Source organism: Paraburkholderia sp. USG1 (assembly GCF_031570135.1).
Lineage (GTDB): Bacteria > Pseudomonadota > Gammaproteobacteria > Burkholderiales > Burkholderiaceae > Paraburkholderia > Paraburkholderia dioscoreae.
This window is the reverse complement of the sequence record NZ_JAMWXW010000002.1, coordinates 286,366-311,596: the sequence shown is the minus strand read 5'-3', so window position 1 is coordinate 311,596 and position 25,231 is coordinate 286,366. Positions and strand designations below refer to the sequence as shown.

At 63.1% G+C, this 25,231-nt stretch carries 22 protein-coding genes and 1 pseudogene; 15 read left to right on the top strand and 8 right to left on the bottom strand.

Annotation, left to right across the window (positions count from 1 at the left end; translation table 11 throughout):
- Positions 1–82: 82 nt before the first annotated feature.
- The 11 genes and pseudogenes from NE850_RS03900 to NE850_RS03850 all read left to right on the top strand — a co-directional run bounded on the left by NE850_RS03900 (position 83) and on the right by NE850_RS03850 (position 11,058).
- A complete protein-coding gene (locus NE850_RS03900) occupies positions 83–1,882 on the top strand; it encodes a type II and III secretion system protein family protein (RefSeq protein ID WP_310698448.1) in 1,800 nt (599 codons plus the stop codon).
- Between the two features lie 23 nt (positions 1,883–1,905).
- Complete coding sequence (locus tag NE850_RS03895; protein WP_007177820.1) at positions 1,906–2,199, top strand: hypothetical protein; 294 nt, start codon at positions 1,906–1,908, stop codon at positions 2,197–2,199.
- 46 nt (positions 2,200–2,245) lie between these two features.
- Entirely contained in the window at positions 2,246–3,448 is a 1,203-nt protein-coding gene (locus NE850_RS03890) for an AAA family ATPase (protein ID WP_007177819.1), read from the top strand.
- Positions 3,449–3,513: 65 nt separating this feature from the next.
- Positions 3,514–4,893: a CpaF family protein gene (locus tag NE850_RS03885; protein ID WP_165188700.1), complete on the top strand. Its 1,380-nt coding sequence runs from the start codon at positions 3,514–3,516 to the stop codon at positions 4,891–4,893.
- Between the two features lie 27 nt (positions 4,894–4,920).
- Positions 4,921–5,898 (top strand): type II secretion system F family protein, encoded by a 978-nt coding sequence (locus NE850_RS03880; RefSeq protein WP_007177817.1) that lies wholly within the window; start codon positions 4,921–4,923, stop codon positions 5,896–5,898.
- A 42-nt stretch (positions 5,899–5,940) separates the two neighbouring features.
- Positions 5,941–6,897 carry a type II secretion system F family protein gene (locus NE850_RS03875; RefSeq protein WP_310698447.1) on the top strand — a complete coding sequence of 319 codons (957 nt, stop codon included), beginning with the start codon at positions 5,941–5,943 and terminating at the stop codon, positions 6,895–6,897.
- A gap of 26 nt (positions 6,898–6,923) precedes the next feature.
- Entirely contained in the window at positions 6,924–7,790 is an 867-nt protein-coding gene (locus tag NE850_RS03870; RefSeq protein WP_165188696.1) for a sterol desaturase family protein, read from the top strand.
- Positions 7,787–8,317: a TadE/TadG family type IV pilus assembly protein gene (locus tag NE850_RS03865; protein ID WP_007177814.1), complete on the top strand. Its 531-nt coding sequence runs from the start codon at positions 7,787–7,789 to the stop codon at positions 8,315–8,317. Before NE850_RS03870 ends, NE850_RS03865 begins: the two co-directional genes overlap by 4 nt.
- 1 nt (position 8,318) lies before the next feature.
- Positions 8,319–8,948 carry a TadE family protein gene (locus NE850_RS03860; RefSeq protein WP_007177813.1) on the top strand — a complete coding sequence of 210 codons (630 nt, stop codon included), beginning with the start codon at positions 8,319–8,321 and terminating at the stop codon, positions 8,946–8,948.
- A gap of 47 nt (positions 8,949–8,995) precedes the next feature.
- Positions 8,996–10,336: a vWA domain-containing protein gene (locus NE850_RS03855; RefSeq protein WP_007177812.1), complete on the top strand. Its 1,341-nt coding sequence runs from the start codon at positions 8,996–8,998 to the stop codon at positions 10,334–10,336.
- Positions 10,337–10,343: 7 nt separating this feature from the next.
- Positions 10,344–11,058 (top strand): annotated as a pseudogene (locus tag NE850_RS03850) (methyltransferase family protein).
- Here NE850_RS03850 and NE850_RS03845 read toward each other — a convergent pair.
- The 3 genes from NE850_RS03845 to NE850_RS03835 all read right to left on the bottom strand — a co-directional run bounded on the left by NE850_RS03845 (position 11,055) and on the right by NE850_RS03835 (position 15,524).
- Positions 11,055–12,581, bottom strand: a complete 1,527-nt coding sequence (locus NE850_RS03845) for a PepSY domain-containing protein (protein ID WP_007177810.1) — start codon at positions 12,579–12,581, stop codon at positions 11,055–11,057. The pseudogene NE850_RS03850 and the gene NE850_RS03845 overlap by 4 nt on opposite strands.
- 74 nt (positions 12,582–12,655) lie before the next feature.
- Positions 12,656–15,040 (bottom strand): TonB-dependent receptor, encoded by a 2,385-nt coding sequence (locus tag NE850_RS03840; RefSeq protein WP_165188692.1) that lies wholly within the window; start codon positions 15,038–15,040, stop codon positions 12,656–12,658.
- An 82-nt stretch (positions 15,041–15,122) separates the two neighbouring features.
- The gene (locus NE850_RS03835; RefSeq protein WP_165188690.1) at positions 15,123–15,524 is read right to left on the bottom strand and encodes a DUF2946 domain-containing protein; all 402 of its coding nucleotides are present in this window, start codon (positions 15,522–15,524) and stop codon (positions 15,123–15,125) included.
- 197 nt (positions 15,525–15,721) lie between these two features.
- On the opposite strand from NE850_RS03835, the gene NE850_RS03830 reads away from it, so the two are divergent.
- Positions 15,722–17,866, top strand: a complete 2,145-nt coding sequence (locus NE850_RS03830; protein WP_007177807.1) for a tetratricopeptide repeat protein — start codon at positions 15,722–15,724, stop codon at positions 17,864–17,866.
- A gap of 13 nt (positions 17,867–17,879) precedes the next feature.
- Here NE850_RS03830 and NE850_RS03825 read toward each other — a convergent pair whose 3' ends face one another.
- The 4 genes from NE850_RS03825 to benA are packed head-to-tail and all read right to left on the bottom strand — an operon-like array spanning position 17,880 to position 21,597.
- Entirely contained in the window at positions 17,880–18,668 is a 789-nt protein-coding gene (locus NE850_RS03825; RefSeq protein ID WP_035517306.1) for a 1,6-dihydroxycyclohexa-2,4-diene-1-carboxylate dehydrogenase, read from the bottom strand.
- A 5-nt stretch (positions 18,669–18,673) separates the two neighbouring features.
- Positions 18,674–19,693: a benzoate 1,2-dioxygenase electron transfer component BenC gene (benC, locus tag NE850_RS03820; RefSeq protein WP_007177805.1), complete on the bottom strand. Its 1,020-nt coding sequence runs from the start codon at positions 19,691–19,693 to the stop codon at positions 18,674–18,676.
- A 24-nt stretch (positions 19,694–19,717) separates the two neighbouring features.
- Positions 19,718–20,209, bottom strand: coding sequence for a benzoate 1,2-dioxygenase small subunit (benB, locus tag NE850_RS03815; RefSeq protein WP_007177804.1), 492 nt, complete (start codon positions 20,207–20,209; stop codon positions 19,718–19,720).
- Positions 20,206–21,597 carry a benzoate 1,2-dioxygenase large subunit gene (gene benA, locus NE850_RS03810; RefSeq protein WP_007177803.1) on the bottom strand — a complete coding sequence of 464 codons (1,392 nt, stop codon included), beginning with the start codon at positions 21,595–21,597 and terminating at the stop codon, positions 20,206–20,208. Before benA ends, benB begins: the two co-directional genes overlap by 4 nt.
- A 180-nt stretch (positions 21,598–21,777) precedes the next feature.
- Here benA and NE850_RS03805 point away from each other — a divergent pair, with 180 nt between their 5' ends.
- Positions 21,778–22,695, top strand: a complete 918-nt coding sequence (locus tag NE850_RS03805) for a LysR family transcriptional regulator (protein ID WP_007177802.1) — start codon at positions 21,778–21,780, stop codon at positions 22,693–22,695.
- Between the two features lie 21 nt (positions 22,696–22,716).
- Here NE850_RS03805 and NE850_RS03800 read toward each other — a convergent pair whose 3' ends face one another.
- Positions 22,717–23,319, bottom strand: coding sequence for a molybdopterin-dependent oxidoreductase (locus NE850_RS03800; RefSeq protein WP_007177801.1), 603 nt, complete (start codon positions 23,317–23,319; stop codon positions 22,717–22,719).
- A 232-nt stretch (positions 23,320–23,551) separates the two neighbouring features.
- On the opposite strand from NE850_RS03800, the gene NE850_RS03795 reads away from it, so the two are divergent.
- Positions 23,552–24,100, top strand: a complete 549-nt coding sequence (locus tag NE850_RS03795; RefSeq protein ID WP_007177800.1) for a carboxymuconolactone decarboxylase family protein — start codon at positions 23,552–23,554, stop codon at positions 24,098–24,100.
- 140 nt (positions 24,101–24,240) lie between these two features.
- Entirely contained in the window at positions 24,241–25,098 is an 858-nt protein-coding gene (locus tag NE850_RS03790; protein ID WP_165188688.1) for a helix-turn-helix domain-containing protein, read from the top strand.
- Positions 25,099–25,231 lie beyond the last annotated feature (133 nt).

Below are 25,231 nucleotides of genomic sequence, written 5' to 3'. Positions count from 1 at the left end.
TCGAGCCTGCAAGCCGTGACCGATGCGTGACTGACATCCAGACCAGCACGTAAAAAAATGCGGCATATAACGGGGGTAGGACATGAACGCCAGAACCACTCAGCGCGCTAGCGCGCCGCAGCACCCGCTCGGCCCACGCAAAGCGGATTCGCACTCGCCGCGCGGCCGCACCCGGATCGCCGAAGCTTGCGCCGGTGTGCTGCTCGGCCTGTACCTGACCATGCTGCCGGTGGCGCAAGCAGCCGGCCAGAATGCGGCAGTGGCGGGCATGGCAAACGCGCCCGGACTGCCGGACATGCCGCTCACGGTGGCGTCGAACGGTTCCGTGCATCTGACCATCGCCGCGAGCGGCATGGGTCCGGGTGCTTATTCCGGCGGCGCGCAGCAAGGCGGCCGCGGACCGAATTGCACCGGCCCGGTTGCCGAACATAGCTCGGTGACGATCCCGGTCGGCAAATCCGCGATGGTCGATGTGCGCGAACCGGTGAAGAGCCGCACCGTCGGCAATCCGTCGATCGTGCAGGCCATGCTCGTGTCGCCGCAAACACTTTATCTGCTCGGCTCCGACGTCGGCACCACCAACATGATCGTGCAGGGGCGCAGCGGCTCCTGCACGATCATCGACGTGAGTGTCGGCGCGGATCCGGGCGGTCTGCAACAAACCCTCGCCGCGCTGATGCCCGAGGAAACCGGTATTCAGGTGAAGGCGGCCGCCGACACCCTGGTGCTCACCGGCACGGTCTCCGACGCGGTCAAGGCCGACCGCGTGCTCGAACTGGCGCGCGCCTTCGTGGCCCGTCCGACCACTGCGTTGCAAGGCGGCGCGCCGATGGGCAGCGGCCCGTTGCCGGTCGGCGCCGCACCGCGCGCGATGGGCATGCCGGCGCCTTCGCTCGGCGGCGCGGGCGGCGAACGCATCATCAACATGATGCATGTGGCCGCGCCGCAGCAGGTCATGCTCGAAGTGAAGGTCGCCGAAGTCTCGAAGACGCTGATCGACCAGCTCGGCGTGGCGGCCAACATCAACGGTGGCATTGGCAGCTGGAGCTTCGGCTTGCTGGCCGATTACCTGTCGGGCGGACTCAGCGCGCTGACCGCATCGAAAGCGAACAATTCGCCGCTCAAGGCCGCTATCGACGCGCAGAAAACCGATCAACTCGTGAAGATCCTCGCCGAGCCGAATCTGATGGCGATCAGCGGCCAGGAAGCGAGTTTCCTCGCAGGCGGCAAGGTCTATATTCCGGTGCCGCAAAGCAACGGCTCGGGCGGCACCACCATCGTGCTGCAGGAGGAGCAGTACGGTGTCGGTCTGACCTTCACACCGACCGTGCTCGAAGGTGGCCGCATCAACCTGAAGGTGTCGCCGGAAGTGTCCGAACTGTCGTCCACTGGCGTAGTGGTCAGCGCCGGCAACTCGAACACCACGTCGATCCTGCCGTTGATCACGACGCGGCGCGCCTCCACCACGCTGCAGGTGTTCGACGGTCAGAGCTTCGCGATCGGCGGCCTCCTGAAGAGCAACGTGACCGGTTCGATCAAGGGCTTGCCCGGCGCCGCGGAATTGCCGGTGCTCGGCGCGCTGTTCCGCAGCACGAGCTACGAGCAGGACAAGACCGAACTGGTGTTCGTCGTGACGCCGCGTCTGGCCAAGCCGCTGCCGCAGCACTATCCGCTGCCTACCGATAACTTCGGCGACGCCAGCGAAGCGAACGTCTACCTGACCGGCCACATGGAAGGCACGAAGCGCGCCGCTCCTGCTGCGGGGGCTTCGGCACCGGCACCGGTCCCCGCACCCGCACCCGCACCCGCACCGAGCGCGGCCGCGTCCGTGGCGGTGCTCCCGGCCGCGCCGGAAACCAGCGACTCACACGCCTCGCAGTAATGCGCGGCCTACCGGAGATCGACATGACAACCACCAGAACACTGATCCGCACGGCGCTGTGCGCCGGCCTGAGCGCCGCGCTCGCCGGTTGCCTGAGCTCAACGCCGCACTGGGACGCGACCTTCGGCGACTCGGTCAACCAGATCAAGGAAATGCAGACGCTCAACCCGCAAGCCTCGGCCAATACCGATCCGGTCGCGGGTATCGACGGCAAGGCGGCAGCGGCGGCACAGAAGAGCTACACGAAGTCGTTCACGGCGCCGCCCGCGCCGACCAATAACTTCACGATCGGCATCGGCTCATCGAGCGGGTACTGATGCAGTCCAACCAGGCGGCTCCGATCGGAGCCAGCGGAGATTGACCATGATCGACACTCTTCTGATTTCGTCCAGCAGCGAGCGTGCGCCGCTGATCGCGGCGCGTCTCGAAGCGAGCGGCATTGCGTTTCGTCTGCGTACGCTGCACGGTACGGCGAAGCAGTTGCGCGTGCACGCCTCGGCGATCAAGGGCGCCGATCTGCTGATCGTCGACGACGCCGAGTTGACGCCGCGCGATCTGAGCGGCGTCGAGGAACTGCTGTCCCATCTGCCGAATCTTCATTGCATGCTGGTGACGCCCACGCCGTCGACCACGCTGTTGATGGCGGCAATGCGCGTCGGCGTACGGCACGTGCTGTCCTGGCCGCTCGACGACGGCGAGATCGCCGACGCGCTCGCCCACGTCTCGGCGAAGAAACACGCAGGCGTGCGCCGCGACGGCCGCGTGGTGTCGTTCACTTCCTGCAAGGGCGGCAGCGGCACCACATTGATCGCCGTCAATCTTGCTTACGCACTCGCCGCGTTGCGCGACAAGCGCGTACTGCTGATCGACCTGAACCAGCAATTCGCCGACGCGAGTCTGCTGGTCGCCGACAAAGCGCCGCCTGCCACGCTCGCGGATCTGTGCTCGCAGATCGACCGCCTCGACGCCGCGTTCTTCGAAGCCTGCGTGATGCACGTGCACGCGAATCTCGACGTATTGGCCGGCGCGGGCGATCCGGTCAAGTCCGGCGAACTGCGCGCCGCGCATCTCGAACGGATTCTCACGCTGGTTCGCGAGCAATACGACGCGGTGCTGATCGATGTCGGCCAGAACATCAATCCGCTCGCGATCCACGCGCTCGACCACAGCGACTCGATCTGCATGGTGGTGCGGCAGAACATTCTGTACCTGCATGCGGGCCGCCGCATGCTCGACATTTTCAGGGAGCTCGGCTATCCGGCGAGCAAGGTGAAGGTGATCGTCAACCAGTACGACAAGAACGCGCGCATCGACCTGGCGACGCTGGAAGAAACGTTCGGCGCGAAGGTCGCGCATCATCTGCCGCGCGACGAAAAGCAGGCGACCGAAGCGTTGAATCACGGCGTGCCGCTCGTGAACGGCGCGAAGGGTGGCGCGCTCGCGCAGGGCATTTCGCAACTGGCCGCGCTGTTGTGGCCATTGCCCGTGGTGGCGCGCAAAAGCGTGCTTGGGCGTCTCTTTCCCGGCCGGCCGAATTCGCCGCCGCAACTGAAGCCCGGACACTGAAGTCTGGAAGCCTCGCCTGAATCCGTTCAAGCGCGGCTGCCATCGAAAAGAATGCGGAGAGCACCATGTCATTGCGCGAACAGTTGATGATCCAGAGCGGCACCCTGCCGTTCGACAGCACCAGTCCCGCGGCAGCCGCCGGCGCGGCCGCCGAAAGCCTCGCGGCGCGGCGCGCGTATCAGCAGCTCAAGATGAACATTCATCAGGCGATCATCGACCGGGTGGAGCTCGACAAGCTGCAACGCCTGTCTCCTGAGCAGATCAGGCGTGAACTCGCGCAACTGGTGGAGCGGATCGTCGACGAAGACAAGATTCCGATGAATGAACTCGAGCGCCGGCGTCTTGCCCAGGACGTGCACGACGAAATGGTCGGTCTCGGTCCGCTCGAACCCTTGCTCAACGATCCGACCATCTCCGACATTCTGGTGAACACGTCGCAACACGTCTACGTGGAACGGTGCGGCCGTCTCGAACATACCGACGTGACTTTCTACGACGACGCGCATCTCATGAAGATCATCGAGCGCATTGTCTCGCGCGTGGGTCGCCGCATCGACGAATCCACGCCGATGGTCGATGCGCGCCTGCCCGACGGCTCGCGCGTCAACGCGATTATTCCGCCGTCCGCGATCGACGGACCGCTGGTGTCGATTCGCCGCTTCGCGGTGAATCCGCTCACCGTCACCGACATGGTGAACAACCAGAGCTTCACGCCCGCGATGGCGCAACTGCTCGAAGCGCTGATCAAGGCGAAGCTGAACGTGCTGATTTCGGGTGGCACGGGCAGCGGCAAGACCACGCTGCTCAATCTGCTGTCCGGCTTCATTCCCGAGGACGAGCGAGTCGTGACGATCGAAGACGCGGCCGAATTGCAGATGCGCCAGCAGCATGTGCTGCGGCTCGAAACCCGGCCGCCGAATATCGAAGGTAAGGGTGAAATCTCGCAGCGCTCGCTGGTGCGCAATGCGCTGCGGATGCGCCCGGACCGCATCGTGCTTGGCGAAGTGCGTGGCGCCGAAGCGCTCGACATGCTGCACGCCATGAACACCGGCCACGAAGGCTCGATGGCGACGCTGCACGCGAACACGCCGCGCGACGCGCTCACCCGCCTGGAGAACATGGTCGGCATGGCGGGGCTGACGATGCCGATCAAGGCGATCCGTCAGCAGATCGCCTCGGCGATCACGGTGGTGGTGCAGGCTTCGCGCCTGACCGACGGACGCCGCAAGCTGATGAGCATTCAGGAAGTCACCGGCATGGAAGGCGACATCATCAACATGCAGGAGATTTTCACGTTCAAGCGTACCGGTGTCGATGAAAACGGCCTGATTAAAGGCTATTTCTGCGCGAGCGGCGTGCGGCCGAAATTCTGCGACCGGCTGGCGGGCTTCGGCATCGTGTTGCCGGACCAGATGTTCGATCCGGCACGGCGTTTCGAAGTATGAGCGCGCAACGAGCTTGAGGAGAGGCACATGAACACGTCGTTTATCGGCTTTGCGGTGCTGGCGTTTCTCGCGGTCGTGCTGTCCATCGAGGGCGTTTATCTGTTCTGGACCAGCCATCATAGCAAGGGCGTGAAGCGCATGGACGAGCGTATTCGCGCGCTTTCCGCTGGCGGCAACGTGAGCAGCGAGCAGCTCTCGATTCTCAAGCGGCGCATGCTGAGCGACTCGCCGTTCGTCACCAGCCTGCTGCTGCGCATGCCGCGCGTGCACGCGCTCGACCGGCAGTTGCAGCAATCCGGGCTGAAGTGGTCGGTCGCGCGCTTTATCGCTTATACGTTGTTGAGCGCGCTCACAGGCGCGTTTGCCGGTTTCGTGCTGCACGTGCCCGCGCCGGTGCTGGGCGTGTTCGCCGCGGTGGCCGGCCTGTTGCCGACCATGATTGTGCGCCGCAAGCGCGTGAGGCGCATATTGCAACTCGAACGCCAATTGCCCGATGCGGCCGATCTGATCGCCCGTGCGCTGCGCGCCGGGCACTCGTTTCCGGCCACGCTCGGCATGGTCGGCCAGGAGCTGCCCGATCCGCTCGGCGGCGAATTCGCGCTGGTGTTCGACGAGATCAACTACGGCGTTTCGATGAACGACGCGCTCCTGAACATGGTGAGCCGCGTGCCGGTCGAGGATCTGCGCTACTTCGTGATCGCCGTGCTGATCCAGCGCGAGGCGGGCGGCAATCTGGCGGAGATTCTCGGGTCTATCAGCGGCATCATCCGCGAGCGGCTCAAGCTGCTCGGCAAGGTGCGTGTGCTGTCGGCGGAAGGACGCCTGTCGGCCTGGGTGCTCGCCGTGTTGCCGTTCGCGATTCTCGGGCTGCTGACGGTGCTCAATCCCGGCTATATCAGCGTGTTCTGGAAAGACCCGGCCGGCGTGCAGCTCGCCGGCGTGGCGATCACCATGATGCTGTTCGGCATCTTGTGGATGCGCAAGATCGTGCGCATCCATATCTAGACCAGCGGTTCGATACGAGGAGCGCGGGCCTGCCCGCAGACCATGAAAATAGAACAGATCGCGATGCTGGGGGTGATGTTCCTGATCGTGTTCGGCGCGGCGCTCAAGGCGATGACGCTGCTGCGGCCCGATCCGGTACAACGGCGCATCGAGGAACTCGCGCAGCCGGGCGTCGCCAGTGAAGCCGATGCCGGCGCCGAGAAGAACTGGGTCGAGACGGTGACGAAGGTGTCCGAACGGGTAGCCAGACTGTCGCTGCCGAAAGAGGACTGGGACAAGTCTGCACTGCGTCTGCGCTTTGCGAATGCGGGCATCCGCACGCCGTCCGCGCCGGCGATCTATTTTGCTGCGAAGACGGTGCTGGCGCTCTCGCTGCCGGCGGTGGCGCTGATTTTCTTCGGCAACGCCTTCGAAGCCGATCAGCGTATCTATCTGCTGCTGACGGTGCTGGCCGCGTCGGCGCTCGGCTTCTATCTGCCGAATCTCGTGATGACGCGCCTCGTTGAAAGCCGTCAGCGCAAGCTCTTCGAAGATCTGCCCGATGCGCTCGATCTGATGACCGTGTGCGTGGAAGCAGGCCTCGGCCTCGACGCGGCGATGATGCGCGTCACCCAGGAAATCGGCGTGAAGAGCCACGCGCTGAAAGACGAATTCGACATGGTGTTGCTGGAATTGCGCGCCGGCTCGGGACGCGACAAGGCGTTGCGCAACCTGTCGCTGCGCACCGGCGTGGAAGACATCGACACACTCGCCGCCATGCTGATCCAGGCGGACCGCTTCGGCACCAGCGTCGGCGATTCGCTGCGTGTGTATACCGACAACCTGCGCACCAAACGCCGCTTGCGCGCGGAAGAACTGGCTGCCAAGATCGCCTTGAAGCTCCTGTTTCCGCTGATGTTTTTTATTTTTCCGACGCTGCTGGCCGTGCTGGTCGGTCCGTCGGCGATCCAGATCGTGCGCCAGCTGTTCCCGGCCATCAACACGATGGCGGGTGGTTGAGCGCCGCGCATTCACTGGGGAACCCCATGTTCGCATCCAGCCCGCTTCCCGATCTGCTGAACCACTCAAGCTTGTGGCTGCGCGCGTACGCGCTCGCTCTCGTGATGATGGCCGTGGGCGCGGCGCTGGAGCGGCGCTGGCCCGCCGCGCGGCTGCAATCGCGCGCCGCGCAGCGCTTCAACGTGGCCTATGCCGGCATCTATCTGGCGATGGTGGAAGCAATGAAGCCGTTGACGGCGGCAGCGAGCATTGCGATCGTGAATGCGTTGGGTGGCGGCATGGTGGTGCTCAATTCGCACGGGTGGGGCGCGTTGGCTTCGTTCGCGATCGTGCTGTTGACCATCGATGTGCTCGAATACGCGTTTCACCGTTTGCAGCACACGTGGCCGGTGCTGTGGAAGCTGCATTCGCTGCACCATAGCGCCGTCGAGTTCAATGTCACGGTCACGTGGCGGCACCACTGGGTGGAATTCTTCATCAGGGGCTGTTTGCTCTATCCGCTCGTCGGCGTGCTGTTCAAGGTCGAGCCGTGGATTGTCGGTTCGACCTCGATCGTGTTCATGGTCGGCAATTATTTTGCGCATCTGAATCTGCGCGTGGACCTGGGCCGCTACATCACGTGGGTCAACAATCCGCAGTATCACCGCCTGCATCATTCGAGCCGCAGCGAGCATTTCGACCTTAACTTCACGCAATTGCTGCCGCTGTGGGATCACCTGTTCGACACACAGTGGGTGCCGTCCAGAAAAGAGTGGCCGGCCACCGGTCTCGACGACGGCGCGCAACCTCATTCGCTATTGCAAGCGTTCTGCTGGCCGCTGCGCGTGCACGCCGGACGCGGTGCGGGTTTCGGCGGCAAGGCGGTGCCGGTGCTGGACAAGGAGACGAAATGAAAGCCGCTCGCCGGAAGTCCATTGCTAACGCAGAGGCGCGCGCAAAGAAGCGCGGCCTCACGCGCAGGCAGCGCGGCGTTGCCACGATCGAATTCGCGTTGATCGCACCGCTGCTATTCCTGCTGCTGTGTATCGCGATGGATCTCGGCATTGCGCTGTGGGTCAATCTGACCATGCAATACGCGGTGCGGGAAGGCGCGCGCTACTCGGTAACGGGCCAGGCCAATCTCGATCCGAATGCGACCAACCAGCAGCGTTATCTGGCTGTCGTGCAGGAGATCAGGAATAGTTCGATGGGCCTCTATTCGCTCGTCTCGCCCACCTACGTGATCACCATCAACGGGGCGAGCCAAACCTATAGCACGCAGACGAGTTACAGCACCGGCATGTTCGGCAATCCCGGCGACATTGTGGTGCTGCAGATCAATTGCATCTGGCCGCTTCTCACGCCGCTGGTCAAGCCGTTCTTCGCCAACGGCAAGTTCACCTTCAGCGTCGCGGCGACGATGCGCAACGAGGGGTTCTGACATGCGCACACGTTCCCTGCGAAGCCGCCGCGCGTCCAGAGGCATTGTCAGCGTGGAAATGGCGCTGTTACTGCCGATGCTGGTGGCACTCGCGCTACCGGTATACGACATTGCCCGCAACATCCAGGCGCAGATGATTCTGATCAACGTCAGCCGCGAAGGCGCGAGTCTGTCCTCGCGCGCGTCGCTCACTTATCCGATGCAGACCATCATGTCTTCGCTGACCGCCACTACGCCGCCGTTGAACATGACGGCGCACGGCATGATCTATATCACCGAGATCATGGGCAACAATAACTGCGACAGCAGCGGCAATAACTGTACGGGCGTGGTGGTCGCGCAATACCGCTGGAATGGCGGCAACTACTATCCGGCGAGCCAGTTGTGGAGCTGCGGCAATAGCGGCACGCGCTGGGCGACCGACGGCAGCGGCGGCTGCAGTGGAATTCCGGCAGCGGGGAGCACGTCGCCGGTGGTGAACCTGCTGCAAGGCAAGCTCTCCGACGGTCAGATCGCTTACGTGGTGGAGGCGTTCTATCTGCAAACGCCGCTGATCGGTTCGCTGAATCTAGGCGGTGGCATCAAAACGCCCGCGCTCTCGCCGAATCTCTATGCAATGACGGTGTTCTGACGCACCGAAAAGCCGGGTCAAATAAAAAAACGGGTTCGGGGGAAGCAATGAAAACAACAGTGGCATGCAGAAGACGGCAGAGGGGATCGGTCAGTATCATCGTCGCGGTGTCGCTGATTGCGTTGCTGGGTATTCTCGGTCTTGCGGTGGATTCCGGCCTCGGCTACGTGATCAAGGCACGCCTCGACGCCGCCACCGACGGCGCGGTGATCGCGGCCGGCGAAGCGGTCACGCGCGGCAGCAACCAGACGGAGCAGACCAATAACGCGCAGCAGGCGGCAACGGCTTTTTTTACGGCGAACTATCCGGCGGGTTTTCTGGGTTCGAGCGTGGCAGCGGGCACGCCGTCGATCGTATTCGACGCGGGCACGGTAACGATCGGCATGACCGCACAGGCGAGCGTACCGGTCAGCTTTTCGAAGGTGCTCGGCTTCAAGGTGCTGAACGTGAGCTCGACTTCGCAGGCGATTCGCAAGACTCTGGACATGGCGTTTGTGATCGATACGACGGGTTCGCTGAACACCTCCGGCGTGCCGGCCGCCGTACGCTCGAATGCGGTGGCATTCCTCAATAATTTCGACGTGACCAACGATCGCGTGGCGCTCATGCACTTCGCCTACGGCACCGTGGTCGATGTTCCGTTCAGCGGCAATGCGCGCGGTTTCGATCGCACGACGATGACCGCCGACATCAACAAATACACCTTCAATGGCAGCACCAATTCGGCCGAAGCGATCTGGAACGCGCGCAACCAGTTGAACACGGTGATCTCGCAGCCGTCCAGTTTACGGGTGATCGTGTTTTTCTCGGACGGCGCACCGAACAGCTTCTCCTCTTTCTTCACGACCAATCAGAGCGGCTGCAACAAAAGCGCCGGCACGATTGCGAGCCCGGACAGCACGGGCACGATGTCCGGGCTGTACAACATGAACGCGCTCAACCAGACGCTCGGCTCGCCGTGTTTTCAGAGCAACGTGACCAAGCTCGTGACGGCCATGCCGAAGTGGTACAACGCCCACGACGTCAACGAGAAAACCTTCCCGATCTGGCCCGTGACCGCGCCGCGTGCCGTGCCGAACGGCAACGTCACCTATGTGAACGTCAACCGTGCGTCGCGCAATCTGCTCGAAGCGATGGCATCGGCGGCGCGCGATGAGGGCACCTACGTGTTCACGCTCGGCTATGGACCCGAGCTGGTGCAACCCGCCGGGCCTGACAATGAACTCGGCCAGGACGTACTCAAATGCATGGCCAACACCGCCGACTCGTTATCGCGCTGCTACAACCCGAAACAGCCGGTCGGCGTGTATTGCTACGCTGCAACGCCGGCCGATCTGAAGCCGTGTTTTTCGCAACTGGCTTCGCAAATCCTCCGCATTTCCAAGTGAGCATGCCATGACTCCGACGACATCTCTGCAAGACCTGCCCCTCGCGGTCAGCACGCAAAGCACTTCGGCTACGAGTGCCGTGCCTGCAACTGCAGGCAATGAAGGCGGCGTGCGTCACGCGCTGGTGGAAGTGGCCACGCGCGTGGGCGCCGCGACCATGCTGAGCCTGTTCGCGTGTGCCGCGATTGCGCAGTGGTGGGCGGCGCCGTCGCGGATCACGCTGTTGTTGCTGGTGGTCGCGGCATGTTTCACGGTGGGCTTGTCGCTTTTCACGAGGGTGCCCACCAGGCGCGACTGGCGGCCGTTCGCTTTCATCTGTTCGATGGGCGGCACCTACTACTTTCTGGCCGTGCGTCTCGCGCCCGGCGCGCAACTCGTGCCGGAGACTATCGGCGCCGCGCTGCAACTGCTGGGGATTTTTCTGGCAGCTGTTCGCCAAGGCTTCGCTGCGCCGCTCGTTCGGCATCCTGCCGGCCAACCGCGGTGTCGTATCGCGCGGAGCCTATCGCTTCGTGCGCCATCCCATGTACCTCGGCTACTTCGTGACCGACATCGGCTTTCTGCTGGTGAACTTCGGTTTGCAGAATCTGCTGGTATACGGCTGCCAGTTCGCGCTGCAGGTGGGGCGCATCGTGAGCGAGGAGCAGCTTCTCTCAGCGGACGAGGGGTATCGGACCTATAAAGACCGCGTACGTTACCGCGTGATTCCGGGCGTGTTCTAGGTCCGCGCGCGTTCCCGGCCGAAGATCGCGCGATCCATGAGCCACACCGCGAGCAGCGTGGCGCCCATCAACGGGAACACGACGCCGAGCAGAACGAGGCCGGTTTTCCAGCCGCGCATGGGCGGCGCGGCCCGTTCGCGCGACGGCGCGCTGAGCGAGCGTTGCGGCCGACGCTTCCACCACATCACGCATCCGGTGACGGCCATTGCCGCCAGCCCCAGAGAAATAGCGGTGCAGAGAAGCTGGTTGGCGAGGCCGAAATAACGGCCCATATGCAGCGACGTGCCATACGACACCGCCTTCGACACCGCGCCGTAGTCGCTATAGCGAATGTCCTTCAGGATCGCGCCGTTGTATTGGTCGATGTACAGCGTGCGTTCGTCTTTCGGGTCGGCCGGAAAGTACGACACGGTGTAGACGCCGGTCATGGAGGTCGGCAGCACGATGTTATAGCCGTCCGTCACACCGAGCGATGCGGCCAGCGCGACCACGCGTCCGAGCGGCAGTGGGTGCGCCGGGCTTGCGCCGGCGGAAGCGGAGTTGGGTACCGGCGTGTTGCCGACCGCCCAGGGCGTGAGCGGCAGAGGCAGGTCGTCCATCACCATGCCGGGCATCGAGTCCATGCCGGCTGCGGCGGTATGGTGGCCGCTGTGCCCGGCATGCTCGTCACGCGCCGCGTTTTGCGCACGCGTGTCGGCTTCGGCGACTTGCATGTCGCCCGTACCAGGCAGGGTCGAACGCAACGCCAGGCCACCCCAGGAACCCGGCGGCGCGCCGAGATTCGCTGCGGTTGCGAGTGCCTTGAACTGCTTGCCCCACGATCCCGTCCAGGGCAGCCCCGTCAACACGAACGCAATTGCGCCGAGCGCGAGCCAGATGCCCATCACAGTGTGGATGTTTTTCCATAGCGTGCGGCCCTTCAGTGTGAAACGCGGCAATAGCGCCCTACGTGCCGTGGTTTTCTCACGCGGCCACCACAGGGCGACGCCGGTGCCGATCATCACAAGCGTCCAGCATGCGGCGAGTTCCATCAGCAGCTCGCCGGGTTTGCCGAGCAACAGCTTGCGATGAAGCATCCGGTCCACCTGCATGAAGCGCCGCTCGACGCTCAGCGTGCCCAGCACTGCACCGGTGTAGGGGTTCACATAGACGCTCTGTTTACTGCCGTCCGCGAGACGGAAGACGAATTCGGCGCTGCGCCGCGGGTCGCTATCGACGACGGCGGTCACCGCGGATGCGCCCCGCGGCATGGCCGAACGCGCTTTGGCGAGCAGCGCTTCTGCGGGCAGCCTGGGCACGGCTTGGGGTGCGACGATCAGACGTTCCGGATAAAGCAGTGGTTCGATCTGCGGCTGGAAGCAATATAGAGTGCCGGTGATCGCCAGCACGACCAGAAACGGCATGACGAAGAGGCCCGCATAAAAATGCCAGCGCCAGAGCGTGCGATAGCCGGGGTGAGCCGCGCTGGTCGCAGGGGGCGCGCGTCGTGCGTCAGCGATAGTGGTGGTAGCGGTGGTGGACATGAAATCCTCCTGGAGCAATAAATGAATCGATCGGTTCTAGCGGTGCCGGTGTGCATGCGGCAAGTCGGGCGCGCTTACATGCGCAGCTTCGCTTCGACGTAGAACGTGCGGCCGGGGTACGGGTGATAGACGAAGTAGCGGGCATCGAACAGGTTGTCGACGCCGATGCCGACTTCGCTCATCTTGTTCGGCCTTAAGGTGAATTTCGCGTCGGCCACCGTGTACGAACTGGTGCCGCCGAACACGTCCGGATTCGTGTCGGTATTGGTGAGCGTGTTGTACTGGCGTCCCGAGTAACGCGCGGCGAGTGTGAATGCCGCGCGTTCGCCGAAGTGATACGTCGCGGCGATATCCGCGCGCCACAGCGGAATCCGGTAGAAGTACTTGCCGACCGTGGCGGGGTTTTGCGCATTTTCGAGGATCTTCGACTGCGTGTAGGCCACGCTTGCCAGCAGGTCCAGGCCGTGCACCAGCACGTCCTCTCCCGAGTAGCTCGTCTCCACGCCGCGCGAGCGAACCTTGCCGATGTTCTGGAAGTTCGTCACGTTGGGAATCACGGTCGTATCGGTCTGGCTGAAGATCGTGTTCTTCACGTCGTCCTGAAACAGCGAGAAACGGAACACGCCATTCCAGTGCGCCCATTCGGCGGTCAGTTCCTTGGAGAGATCGTCTTCGGGTTTCAGGTTCGGATTGTTGTTGACGATCGATGAGCCGTTGATTTGCCCCTGGAACAGCTCGCTGACCGTCGGGAAGCGATACGCGCGGCCAATGGACGCACGCAAGGTCAGGTCGTCGGTAACATCGAACGACAAGGAGGCTTTCGGCGAGAAATGCTGCTGGCTTACGTCGCTGTACGGCAGGGTCGTGCCGGCCAGCGACTGCGAACCGCCGTAGGCCCGCCAGTCCTCGTAGCGCACGCCGTAGACGAGCTTCCAGCGTGGCAGAAAGCGCCATGCGTCCTGTGCGTAGAGCGCCTGGGTCTGGGTCTTGCCGGCGAACGCATTGGCGAACGAGGTGGCCGTGCCGTCGCGCCAGTTCAGCGTGTTGTAGCTCTCGTTGTCGAGGAAGTAGTTGTCGTAGTGATAGCCGAAGCTCAGCGCATGGTTCGTGAGACCTGCCTGGTTCGTCGCGGGCGTATAGGTGCTGCGCAGATCGAGCGTTTTCCAGCCGGTGCCGTCGCCGAAAATCACGGTGCCGGGGCCATTGCCCGGCGCGCCCGAATTCGCGGTGCGCGCCACGCTGTCGCTGACGTCGTAGTACGAAGCAATGGCCTCGCCATTCCAGCCAGTGGCATTGCGCGTTTTCAACGACACGCCATAGAGCCAGTTCTCGCTATGTCCGAGACTCGGGGCGAGGGCGGCGGCGGGAATCGTGTATTCATAGCCGTCGATCGCGACCTTGCCGCTGTATACCGGATTGCCGTTCGCATCGCGCAGGAAACTCGATGTCTGGCTGTTATACGTCTGATGCCAATAGCCGAGCGTGAAGCCGCCTTGCAGTGTCGGCGTGAAGTCGTACTGGGTTTTCAGCTTGAACTGGTCCTGCACCGTATGTTCTATACCTTCGCCGTTCACGCCGAGCACCGCCGTCGGTGTGTTGGTCTGGTTGTTGTAGAAATACGCGCCGGTTACCGGTATGTCGCCGGCTTTCGCGGGCGTATGTGACTGGGCCAGCGTGGCGAATTGCAGCGGCTGGCTGGTGTTTTCCAGGTGATTGACGCCGAGTAGATACGAGAACTTGCCGATGCGGTCTCCAATCGTTGCGCTCGCTTCACTGCCGTTGAAATTCTGGTTCACCCCGAACAGGCTGAAGTGCTGGGTAAAGCCTTTGACGTCGGCGCTCGCTTCGAACTGCTTCGGCATGCGTGTGCTGATGAGCACGGTCGCGCCGAGCGAATTGCCCGGATAGAGCGCGGAAAACGGCCCGTAGATCACATCCACTTGCTGGATCTCGTCGGGAAACACCATCGACCAGCGCGGCGGAAACGAATAGCTGTTGCCGAGCAGGTTGCTGAGCAGCAGACCGTCTGTGTAGACGAGACCTCGCGCGCTTTGCGTGTTGCTGGTGCCGCGCACGGCGATGATCGAATTGAGGTCGCCGATAAAGCGTTTGCGCACGGCGAGGTTCGGCATGTACTTCAGCACGTCTTCCGTATTGACGACGTTCCAGTTGCCGAACTGCTCGGGGGTGACGGTTTCGACCGAGGCCGGCAGGTTGGGATCGACGGCGCGCGGCGCGGCGACCGCATTCGCGCTCGCACTGACACTGACGACGGGCAGCGTGGCTTCGGCGCTCGCGCTCTGCGCGTGAGCGGGCGAGGCGACGAAAGCCGGTACGAACGCCGGAACGATGGCAGGCAGGCAGGCCGGGAAAAGCGACTGGGGCAGCGCTTGAAACGAGAGGCTGCGCACGCCGCTGCGGGCGCGAAGGGACAGCCTTCGCAGGACGAAGTTGAACATGAACGTTTCCTTGATGCATGGAACAGGCGATCGCGCGCCCCCTCGACGGGTGCGGCGAATGCGCGATCAGGACTGGCAGCGATCAGGAAACGGCGGGCGGAGCTCTGGGGCGGCCGGACGGAAATGCGCCGAGCGGCGTGAAGCGGGTGGAGAGCGTGGGCGGGGCAGTGCCCGCCAGCACGACGGCGGCCGGCGGCTCGACCGAGGCGACCGTCGGCATGGCGACGTGGTGTTGCAGCAGATGACAGTAGCCGCACGCGCCGAATGCGTCGTCGTGGCTCAAATGAACCGGCGCCGGGGCGGCCTGAGTCGTGGCGCTCGCCATGCCCAAATCACGAGGCTGGAGCGCGGAACAAAGCGCGGCGATCGGCTCGTGCGCACGGTTGGACACCAGCATCTGACTCACGACCGGCGCGAACACGACGAGCCACATGGCGAACAGGCCAAGCCAGGCGGTCATGCGGTTGCGGGAGCTTAGAGTCATGATGGTAGGCGTAAAGACGCGGGCGATTCTAACATCGCCGTGCCGTCTTTTCTCGGGTGATCCTGGTTATAGCGTGAGATTAGAAGCCCGAAAGCCGCTCATTTCGGCGCGTTACAGGTGCGCCGATTCCCGTAAGCTGCGTGGTAAATGTTCGCTTTCCCGGCCGGATCACCGCCGACTCCAGTTACCACGAACTCATGACCGACAAGCAGCTCGCGTCCCCGATCGACGACATCAACCAGCTGGCCGTCTCGTTGTTCTCCGCCGGTCAATTCGCGGAGGCTTTATTGATGGTGACGCCGCTGCTGGAAGGTGGTGCGCTGCCGGACGGCGCGCGGGCCGACGCGTTGAATATCGCGGGCGCGTGTTCTTTCGCGTTGCAACGGCCCGCGGATGCGGAACACCATTGGCGCCGCTGTCTGCGCATCAAACCCGGCTACGCGGAGGTGTACGGCAGCCTCGGCATGCTGCTCAAGTCGTTAGGGCGCCTGTCCGCAGCCAAAGCGATGTACCGGCAACTGGTCGCGCTGCAGCCCGCCCACGCCGACGCCCGCAATCATTTCGGCGCCGTGCTCTACGGCCTCGGCTACAAGGAGGAGGCGGAGGCGTCCTATCGCGAGGCGCTGGCGCTTCGTCCCGACTACGCCGAAGCCCACTACAACCGCGGCATTGTGTTGCACGACCTGGGCCGCCCGCACGAAGCGGAAGCGGCGTTTCGCCGCGCCGTGACGGGACTGCCTGGCCACGCCGAAGTCCATAACAACCTGGGCAACGTGCTGACGGAGCTGGGCCGTCTCGCCGAAGCGGACGCTGCCTACCGTGAGGCGCTGGCAATCCGGCCGCACTATCCCGAGGCGCTCAATAACCTCGGCGGTGTCCTGAAGGCCACGTTCCGTCTCGCCGAAGCCGAGCTGGCTTTTCGCCTTGCACTTGCCATTCGTGCGGATTACGCGGAAGCCCACCTGAATCTCGGCACGGTGCTCGCTGATTTCGAACGCTTGCCCGAAGCCGAAGCCGCCTATCGCGAAGCAATCTCGCAACGTCCTGATTATGCGGAAGCGCACTACAACCTCGGCGTGACGCTGGGCAAACTGGAGCGGCTGTTCGAGGCGGAAATGGCCTACCGCGAGGCGATCCGCCTGCGGCCCGATCTCGTCCGTGCGTACAACAACCTGGGTTGCGTGCTTCGCCGGCTCGATCGTCTGACTGCGGCGGTCGAGGCTTTCGAGCAAGCGCTTGGCGTATGTCCGGATCTGGCGGAGGCGCACTACAACCTGGGCGCGGCGTTGGCGCAACTCATGCAACTATCCGGGGCCGAAAACGCGTATCGCCGGGCGCTCGCTTTACGTGCCGATTACGGCGACGCGAAATTCGGTCTGGCCGTCCTGCTGCTCGGCATGGGTCGCTTCGACGAAGGATGGCGCCTGTACGAGTGCCGCTACGAGCAGCGCGGCTTCGTCCATTACAAAACCGCTTCGATGCTGGGCTGCCCGCAATGGCAGGGCGGTCCGCTGGCGGGCAAGTCCTTGCTGGTGTGGCAGGAAGACGGCCTGGGCGACATGATCCAGTTCAGCCGCTATTTCGCTTTGTTGAAGGCGCGGGGCGCCTCGCGCATCGCCTTTGCATGCGCGCCGTCGCTGCACAGGTTGATGGGTTGCGTCGATGGTGTGGACGCCGTGCTCGATCACGACACAGCGCGCGCAAACGCGGCTGCTTACGACTGCTGGACGAGCCTGCTGAGCGCGCCGCTGCATCTGGGTACGAACGTGGATACGATTCCGCGGCCTGTGTGTCTCGCTGCGGAGCCGTCTCTGGTCGAACGGTGGCGGCCGCTGCTGGATGCGCTGCCGGCCGCCCGCAAGATCGGTCTGGTGTGGAAGGGCAACGCGAACCATCATAACGACGCGAATCGGTCGATCCCCTCGCTCGCCATGCTGGCGCCGCTCTGGAGCGTGCCCGGCGTGAGTTTCGTGAGTCTGCAAAAAGGATGCGGCGAGGACGAAGCGAGACATCCTCCCGCCGGTCAGCCGCTGCTCGACCTCGGCTCGCGCGTGACGGATTTCGCGGACAGTGCCGCGATCATCGCGCAACTCGATCTGGTGATTGCCGTGGACACGTCCACCGCGCATCTGGCCGCATCGCTCGGCAAGCCTTGCTGGGTGATGCTGCCGGAAAAAGATATCGACTGGCGCTGGATGCACGAACGCAGCGATTCGCCGTGGTATCCGCACACGCTGCGCCTGTTCCGCCGCGCACCGGGCGAGGATTGGTCGATGCCGGTCGAGCGGGTGAGACAGGCGTGCGTGGAGCGATTCGCCGACGCGGGCCACGCGCTCACCTGACCCGTGCGCCGCGCTACCCGAGATCGCCGCCGCCTACCGGCAACACGGTGCCGGTGATGTACGACGCTTCGTCCGAGGCGAGAAACAGAATTGCGCCGACCTGTTCGTCGATCGTGCCGTAACGGTGCATCAAACTCGAAGCGATGGTCTGATCGACGATGCCTCGATACCAGCGCGCTTCCTGTTCGCTTTGCGGCGCGGTATTGCGCGGCACCTTGCGCGGCGGCGCCTCGGTGCCGCCGGTGGCGACGGAGTTCACGCGAATGCCGTCGCCGGCATGTTCGAAGGCGAGACTGGCCGTCAACGCGTTCACGCCGCCTTTGGACGCCGCATACGGCACGCGATAGATACTGCGCGTGGCAATCGACGATACATTGACGATCGCACCGCGCCGCTGCGCGATCATGGCGGGCAACACCGCGCGGCAACTCCACAAGGTGGGGAACAGCGAGCGGCGCACTTCGGCTTCGATCTGCGCTTCCTCATACTCTTCGTATGGTTTGGCCCAGATGGTGCCGCCCACGTTGTTGATCAGCACGTCGATCTTGCCGAAGGCGTCGAGCGCCGCTCGCATCAGCTTGCACGCGCCGGCATAGGTTTCCAGGTCGGCGATCACGGCGAGCGAAGGACTGCCGAGGGCGGCGATCTCCGCCTCCACTTCGTGCACGAGTTCGGCGCGATCGGCGAGCACGACGATCGCGCCTTCGGCGGCCGCGCGCAGCGCGACGCCACGGCCGATACCCTGCGCCGCGCCGGTGACGACCACGACTTTTTCATGGAAGCGTGGGTAGGACGAAGTCATAGTCATCATGCAAGGTTGCTCGCCGAGAACTTTTCGTAGAAGAAATGTGCCGGTGTGATGCCGGTTTCGCGCAACCATGTCTGCACAGCCTCGACCATCGCGACGGGGCCGCACAGATAGACATCGACATCGCCGTCGTTGAGCCAGGCAGGGTCCACATGCTGCGTGACGTAGCCTTTGCGGGCGTGGTCGCTGGCGGCGTCGGCCACACAGGTGCGGTATTCGAATTGCCCGATCGCGCGTTGCGCTTCATCGAGCTGCGCGGTGCCCACGAGGTCTCTGTCGTGCGTGACGCCATAGACCATGCGCACCGGTTGCGGGCTGCCGCTTGCACTCAGAACCTGCAACATCGAGAGAAACGGTGCAATGCCGGTTCCGCCCGCGAGAAACAGCACGGGCCGCACCGGCTCGCGCAGATAGAAGCTGCCATAGGGACCGGAAAACGTGATGCGTTGCCCCGGTTGTGCGTGCTCGCACAGATAGCGGCTCATGCGGCCGTCCGGCACGTTGCGGACCACGAAAGCGGCTTGCGCAGCGCCTGGGGCCGAACTGAAAGAGTACGAACGGAAGATGTCGCTGCCCGGAATGTCGACGTTCACATATTGACCTGGCAGAAAGCCCAGTTGCTCCGGCTCGTCCACGTCGATTGAAAAATGGATTGTCGAGTCGGTGAGTTTGTCGATCGTCGCCAGCTTGCCCGCATGCTTCGATACACCGGTCTTGCACGCCGCCGAAGAAGCCGGCACGCGGATCACGCAGTCCGAGCGCGGCCGCGTCTGACAGGCGAGCACGTAGCCTTGGGCGGCTTCGTCCTCGGTTAGCGCGTCTTCGATATAGCTCGACGCGGGCAGATCGTACTGGCCGGATTCGCAGAAACCGCGGCACGTGCCGCACGCGCCGTCGCGGCAGTCGAGCGGAATGTTGACCTTCTGGCGATACGCCGCGTCCGACAGCGTTTCGTTGTCGCGGCAGGTGATGAAGCGGGTCACGCCGTCTTCGAATTGAAGTGCAATGCTATGTTCCATGTGCTGCTCCCCAACCACGTCTACTCAGATGTGGTAAATGTCGATGACCTGATTGATGTAGTCGTTCTTCAGCACGACATACTTGTTCAGAATCCGCGGCTCATCGCCCGACAGGTCGATCACGTAGCGCGACATGCCGAAGTAGCTGTAATTCGTCTTGTAGCGGTGGCTCAGCGTGTGCCAGTTGAAGCGCACGGTGCACACGCCGTCCTGCTTGTTTTCCAGTTCCACGTTGCTGATGTTGTGACTGGTCCGTGTGTCCGGAATCGTCGCGCTCGAGCGCTCGGTCTTGATGCGGAACACGCGGTCTTCGAGCCCCTGACGATTCGGGTAATAGATCAGCGAGATTTCCGTCTGCGGATCGGTGACGAGCTTGTCCTCGTCGTCCCATGAAGGCATCCAGAACACCGCGTCGGGGTGATAGCACTGGAGCCAGTCGTCCCATTGCTCGTCGTCGAGCAGGCGCGCTTCGCGATAGAGAAACGCTTCGAGAGCGGTGATGGCGATCGGCTTCATGCGTCGACTCCTGCGGCGGATTCGGCGCGTGCCACTGGCGGCTGCAAAGCCTGTTTCATCGTCTGGAGCCAATAGCGATGCTGCACGGTGTAAAGGCCTTCGTCTTCGGTTTTGACGCCGCTCATCAACGGCTTCAGACCGATCCGGCTCGCTGCTTCGTCCGGACCTTCGATCCAGTGGCGCGCGCCACGGCACATGTCGTTCCATTCGAGCGCGCTGCCGGCATAGCCTTGCTGACAGGCGCGAAACTCTTCGAGATCGTCGGGCGTGGCCATGCCGCTCACATTGAAGAAGTCTTCGTATTGCCGGATACGGCGGGCACGCGCCTCGGCCGATTCGCCTTTGGGCGCGATGCAGTAGATCGTCACTTCGGTTTTGTCGACGGAGAGCGGACGCAGCAGGCGGATCTGCGAACCGAACTGATCCATCAGATACACGTTCGGATAGAGACACAGGTTGCGCGAGTTCTGGATCATCCAGTCGGCGGTTTCGCTGCCGCAACGCGCGGCGAACGCGTCACGCTGGCTGTAATTCGGACGGTCTTCCGGATTGGCCCAGCGCGACCACAGCAACATGTGGCCATGTTCGAACGCATAGAAGCCGCCGCCTTGCCGGCCCCAGTTGCCAGCGTCCATTGCGCGGACCTGATCGACCCGTGCGTTTTCTTCCTTGCGGTGGCTGGTCGTCGCGGCATAGTTCCAGTGAACCGCGGAGACGTGATAGCCGTCCGCGCCGTTTTCGGTTTGCAGCTTCCAGTTGCCTTCATACGTATACGTCGACGCGCCGCGCAGTACTTCCAGTCCGTCTTCCGACTGGTCGACGATCATGTCGATGATGCGCGCGGCCTCGCCGAGAAATTCTTCCAGCGGCAACACGTCGGCATTCAGGCTGCCGAAAAGAAAGCCGCGATAGCTCTGGAAGCGCGCGATCTTTTTCAGGTCGTGCGAGCCTTCCTTGTTGAAGCAGTCGGGATAGCCGGCCTCTTCCGGGTCTTTCACCTTCAGTAGCTTGCCGCTATTGTTGAAAGTCCAGCCGTGAAACGGGCAAGTGTAGGTGGCTTTGTTGCCGCGCTTGTGGCGGCAGAGCATCGCGCCGCGATGCGTGCATGCATTGATGAACGCATTCAGTTCGCCTTGCCGGTTGCGCGCGATCACGACCGGCTGTCGTCCCATGTGAGTGGTGTAGTAGTCGTTGTTGTTCGGAATCTGGCTTTCGTGCGCCAGATAAATCCAGTTGCCCTCGAAGATGTGCCGCATTTCGAGTTCAAAGAGAGCAGGGTCGGTGAACGCACTGCGATGCAGGCGATAGTCGCCGCGCCCGGCGTCTTCGACCAGAAAGTCGTCGATGCCGGTGACGCGCGGCGGACGATCGGGGTAAATCGGAATCATGGTTGTCTCCTGACAGTAGTGTGCTTGTCGAACGGCGCCGCGAAACGCTGCCGCTGTCGCCATGCAATGCCTGAAAGGTATAATTTGCGGAGGCTTCAGGTGTAGGTGCAGGATAGTTGGCGCCCGTTTGACGCGTCCAACACCGTTTTAGTATCAGGTTCATATCTAAAAGGTATGGTCATGGAATTGCGCCATTTACGCTATTTCGTCGCGGTTGCCGAGGAGCGCAATTTCACGCGCGCCGCCGAACGTCTGCACATTGCGCAGCCGCCGCTCAGCCGCCAGATCCAGCAGTTGGAGGAGTCGCTCGGCGTACTGCTGTTCGAGCGCGGCTCCCGCCCGCTCAATCTCAGCGACACGGGGCGCTTCTTTTATTCGCACGCGGTGCAATTGCTTGCGCAAACCGCCGAACTGGAATCGATGACGAGGCGCGTGGGCAAGATCGAGCGCAGCCTGTCGGTCGGTTTCGTCGGCTCGACGCTATACGGCATGCTGCCGAAAATCATCCGGCGCTTTCGCGATGAAAACAGCGCGGTGGAGTTGAGCCTCCACGAGCTGTCGACAATGGATCAGATCAAGGCGTTGAAAGAAGGGCGTATCGATGTCGGCTTCGGCCGCATCCGTCACGAAGATCCGAGCGTGCGCCGGGTCGTGCTGCGCGAGGAACGCATGATCGTGGCGCTGCCGTTGGGGCACCCGCTCACTGTGTCGAAGCCGGAACTGTCGCTGCACGATCTGCTCGGCGAGACGCTGATCATTTTCCCCAAGGCGCCGCGCCCGAGTTTTGCGGACCAGGTGCTCGCGGCGTTTCACGACCGCTCGCTCAAACCGAATCGTCTGTACGAAACGCGTGAATTGCAGATTGCACTCGGCCTCGTGGCCGCCGGCGAAGGCGTCGCGATCGTGCCGAGCAGCGTGTACGGCCTGAAGCGCGATGACGTGAGCTACATGAATCTGGACGACCCGAATCTCGTTTCGCCCATCATCATGAGTATGCGCATGCTCGACGAATCGGAAGACATCAACGCTATGCTGAAGCTGATCTACGCGTTGTATGTCGAAGAGCAGATGGAGTTTTTGCCGCCGGGCAAGCGTTGAGCCGCGGCCGGCGGCGTACAGTTACGCTCCAGTAACCTGCAGGTGATAGAGCCCCCAGGGCGACAGTTCGAAGCGGTCTTTGAGCGGTTTGCCCGACAACTCGGGGATATTGTCCGCGTCGTAGGTTGCCCATAATGGGCCGACGCCGCCAAGCGGTAACGGCTTGCCGTCCATGTGCGTCGCCACGATGAATTTATAGGCGCGCACCTTGTCGAGTGTCGTCGCGACGGCATAACCGTCTACCGCGTGCATGACGATTTGCGTGCTGCCCGCAGTTGGCGCGCCGACATGCTCCAGCACGTTGGTGAGCAGGGGGCCGCTCAAGGCGTGCGGGCGGGAATCGTATTCCGTGGTGGGCTTGATCGTCACGGCCGGCATGCCGGCGATGAATGGGACGTCGAGGCCGTATGCTTCGGAAAACTTCACCTGGTGCTTGGCGAGCAACTGGTCGAAGGCGGGATCGAGCGCGCCGCGATTGTGACGCCTGATCGCGCCGCTGATCGTAAGAACGACGGGAGATGCCGCGCAGGCTTGTTTGCGGACGGGCTGGCCGCCGAACGCGGGCGCAGCGGCCGCGCTTGCGCCGAGTAGAGCCGCGCTGCTCAGGAATTGGCGTTTGTTCATTGGCGTGGTCTCTGGAGAGTTAAAGGGGCGACGTGTTCCGGGCAGATCGTCGCGGTCTCCATTGTCGGGCAATTGGCGGTGACTGTGCCGCGTGGGCGGCTCGTCGGGGAAGCCGGTGGCCCGATCCGCTCTTTCTATTACATGCGAGGTAATTGGCGAGCCTCCGCTCCGCGCCTAATCTTCGGTTCTCGCGCAGTTCACGTTGAACCGCGTCCACTATCGAGGACACATCATGTCGACGTTTCGGCTTCACACCATCGACTCCGCACCGGAGCAATCCCGACCGGTATTGCGGCAGCTCCAGCAGACGTTCGGCTTTATTCCCAACATTGCGGGGGTCATGGCCGAATCACCCGTGCTGATCGGCGCTTTCATCAACCTGTTCCAGAAAGTCCACGCGGGCACGTTCACGGAAGCGCAGATCCAGACGCTGCTGTTGACGAATGCGGTGACCAACGCGTGTACGTGGGCGGTCGCGTTTCATACGGCATTGGCGCTGAACGAGGGGCTTACCTCCGCAGATGTCGAAGCGATTCGCGAAGGCCGGCAGCCTGCGGACCGCCGGCGTGCCGCGCTGTCGGCGTTGACGAAGACCGCGATCGAGAAGCGCGGACATCTCGACGAACACGATGTGAGCGCGTTCATCGCAGCCGGTTTCCGTCGCGATCAGGTGCTTGAAGTGCTCGCCGTGGCGGCAGCGTCGACGATTACGAACTACGTGGGCAGCATCGCGCAGCCGCCGCTGGAAGCGCAGTTCCAGGTTCACGCCTGGACGGCTTGAGTCGCGCGAGGGAAGAAACGGTCGGCCCGGGCGAGTATGCTCGGCGGCAGGCTTCGGTCGAACTGCGGCGCCGGCGCATCACGGATGTCGGCGTTCCCTCGTCACCGGCAATTCCGAATCGACTTGCGGACAAGAGAGCGATGAACCCAGCGAATCCGGTCAAAAATGCGCCGCCGAACGATCTCGGCGTGCTGTTGCGTCACTGGCGAGACATACGCGGCATCAGCCAGCTCGACCTGTCGTTCAGGGCCGGCGTCTCGCAGCGTCATATCAGCTTTATCGAAAGCGGGCGCAGTGCGCCGAGCCGTCAAATGCTGATGGATATCGCCCAGACCCTCGACATACCGCTGCGCGAACGCAATACGCTGCTGCTGGCCGCGGGCTATGCGCCGATCTACGCCGACGGCGCGTGGAACGCGCAGGAAATGCAGAGTGTCACGAAAGCGCTCGGACGCATGCTGCGTCAGCATGAGCCGTTTCCGGCACTGGTTATGGACCGCTACTGGAATGTGCTGATGACAAACGACGCCGCGCCGCGCTTTTTCAACTGTTTTGTCGATATGGCGGCACGCAAGGGGCCGCGCAACATGCTGCATCTAATTTTCGACCCGGGCGGCATGCGCCCGGTCGTGGCCGATTGGCAAACCGTGGCGAACAGCCTGATCCAGCGAGTCTACCGGGAGTCGGTGGGCCGCGTGATCGATGATCGGATGCAGCAGTTGCTTGACGAGCTGCGGGCTTATCCAGCCGTGCACACGAGCTTCGAGGCGGACCATCCGTTGGCTGCGGACGCCTCGGCGGCGGCCATGCCGGTCATTCCTATCGGTTTCGTCAAGGACGGCCACGTCATGAAGTATTTCTCGGTGGTCGCGAGCGTGGGCACGCCGCAAACGGTCGCGGCGCAGGAACTACGGCTCGAGTGCATGTTCCCCGCGGACGACGAAACCGAAGCACGTCATCTGGAGATGCTCGCCGCTGCACCGCAGTCGGAGCGTTAGTCGACTCGCGGTTGGCCGGCGCAGCCGCGTCGAGCACGGAAGGGCGTTTGCCTCATAGGCAATCGATGTGTGTCATGCGAGTCGGTCTACGGTGGCAGCTAGCGAGCTGCCGGGAAAATCGCGACCCTCGAAC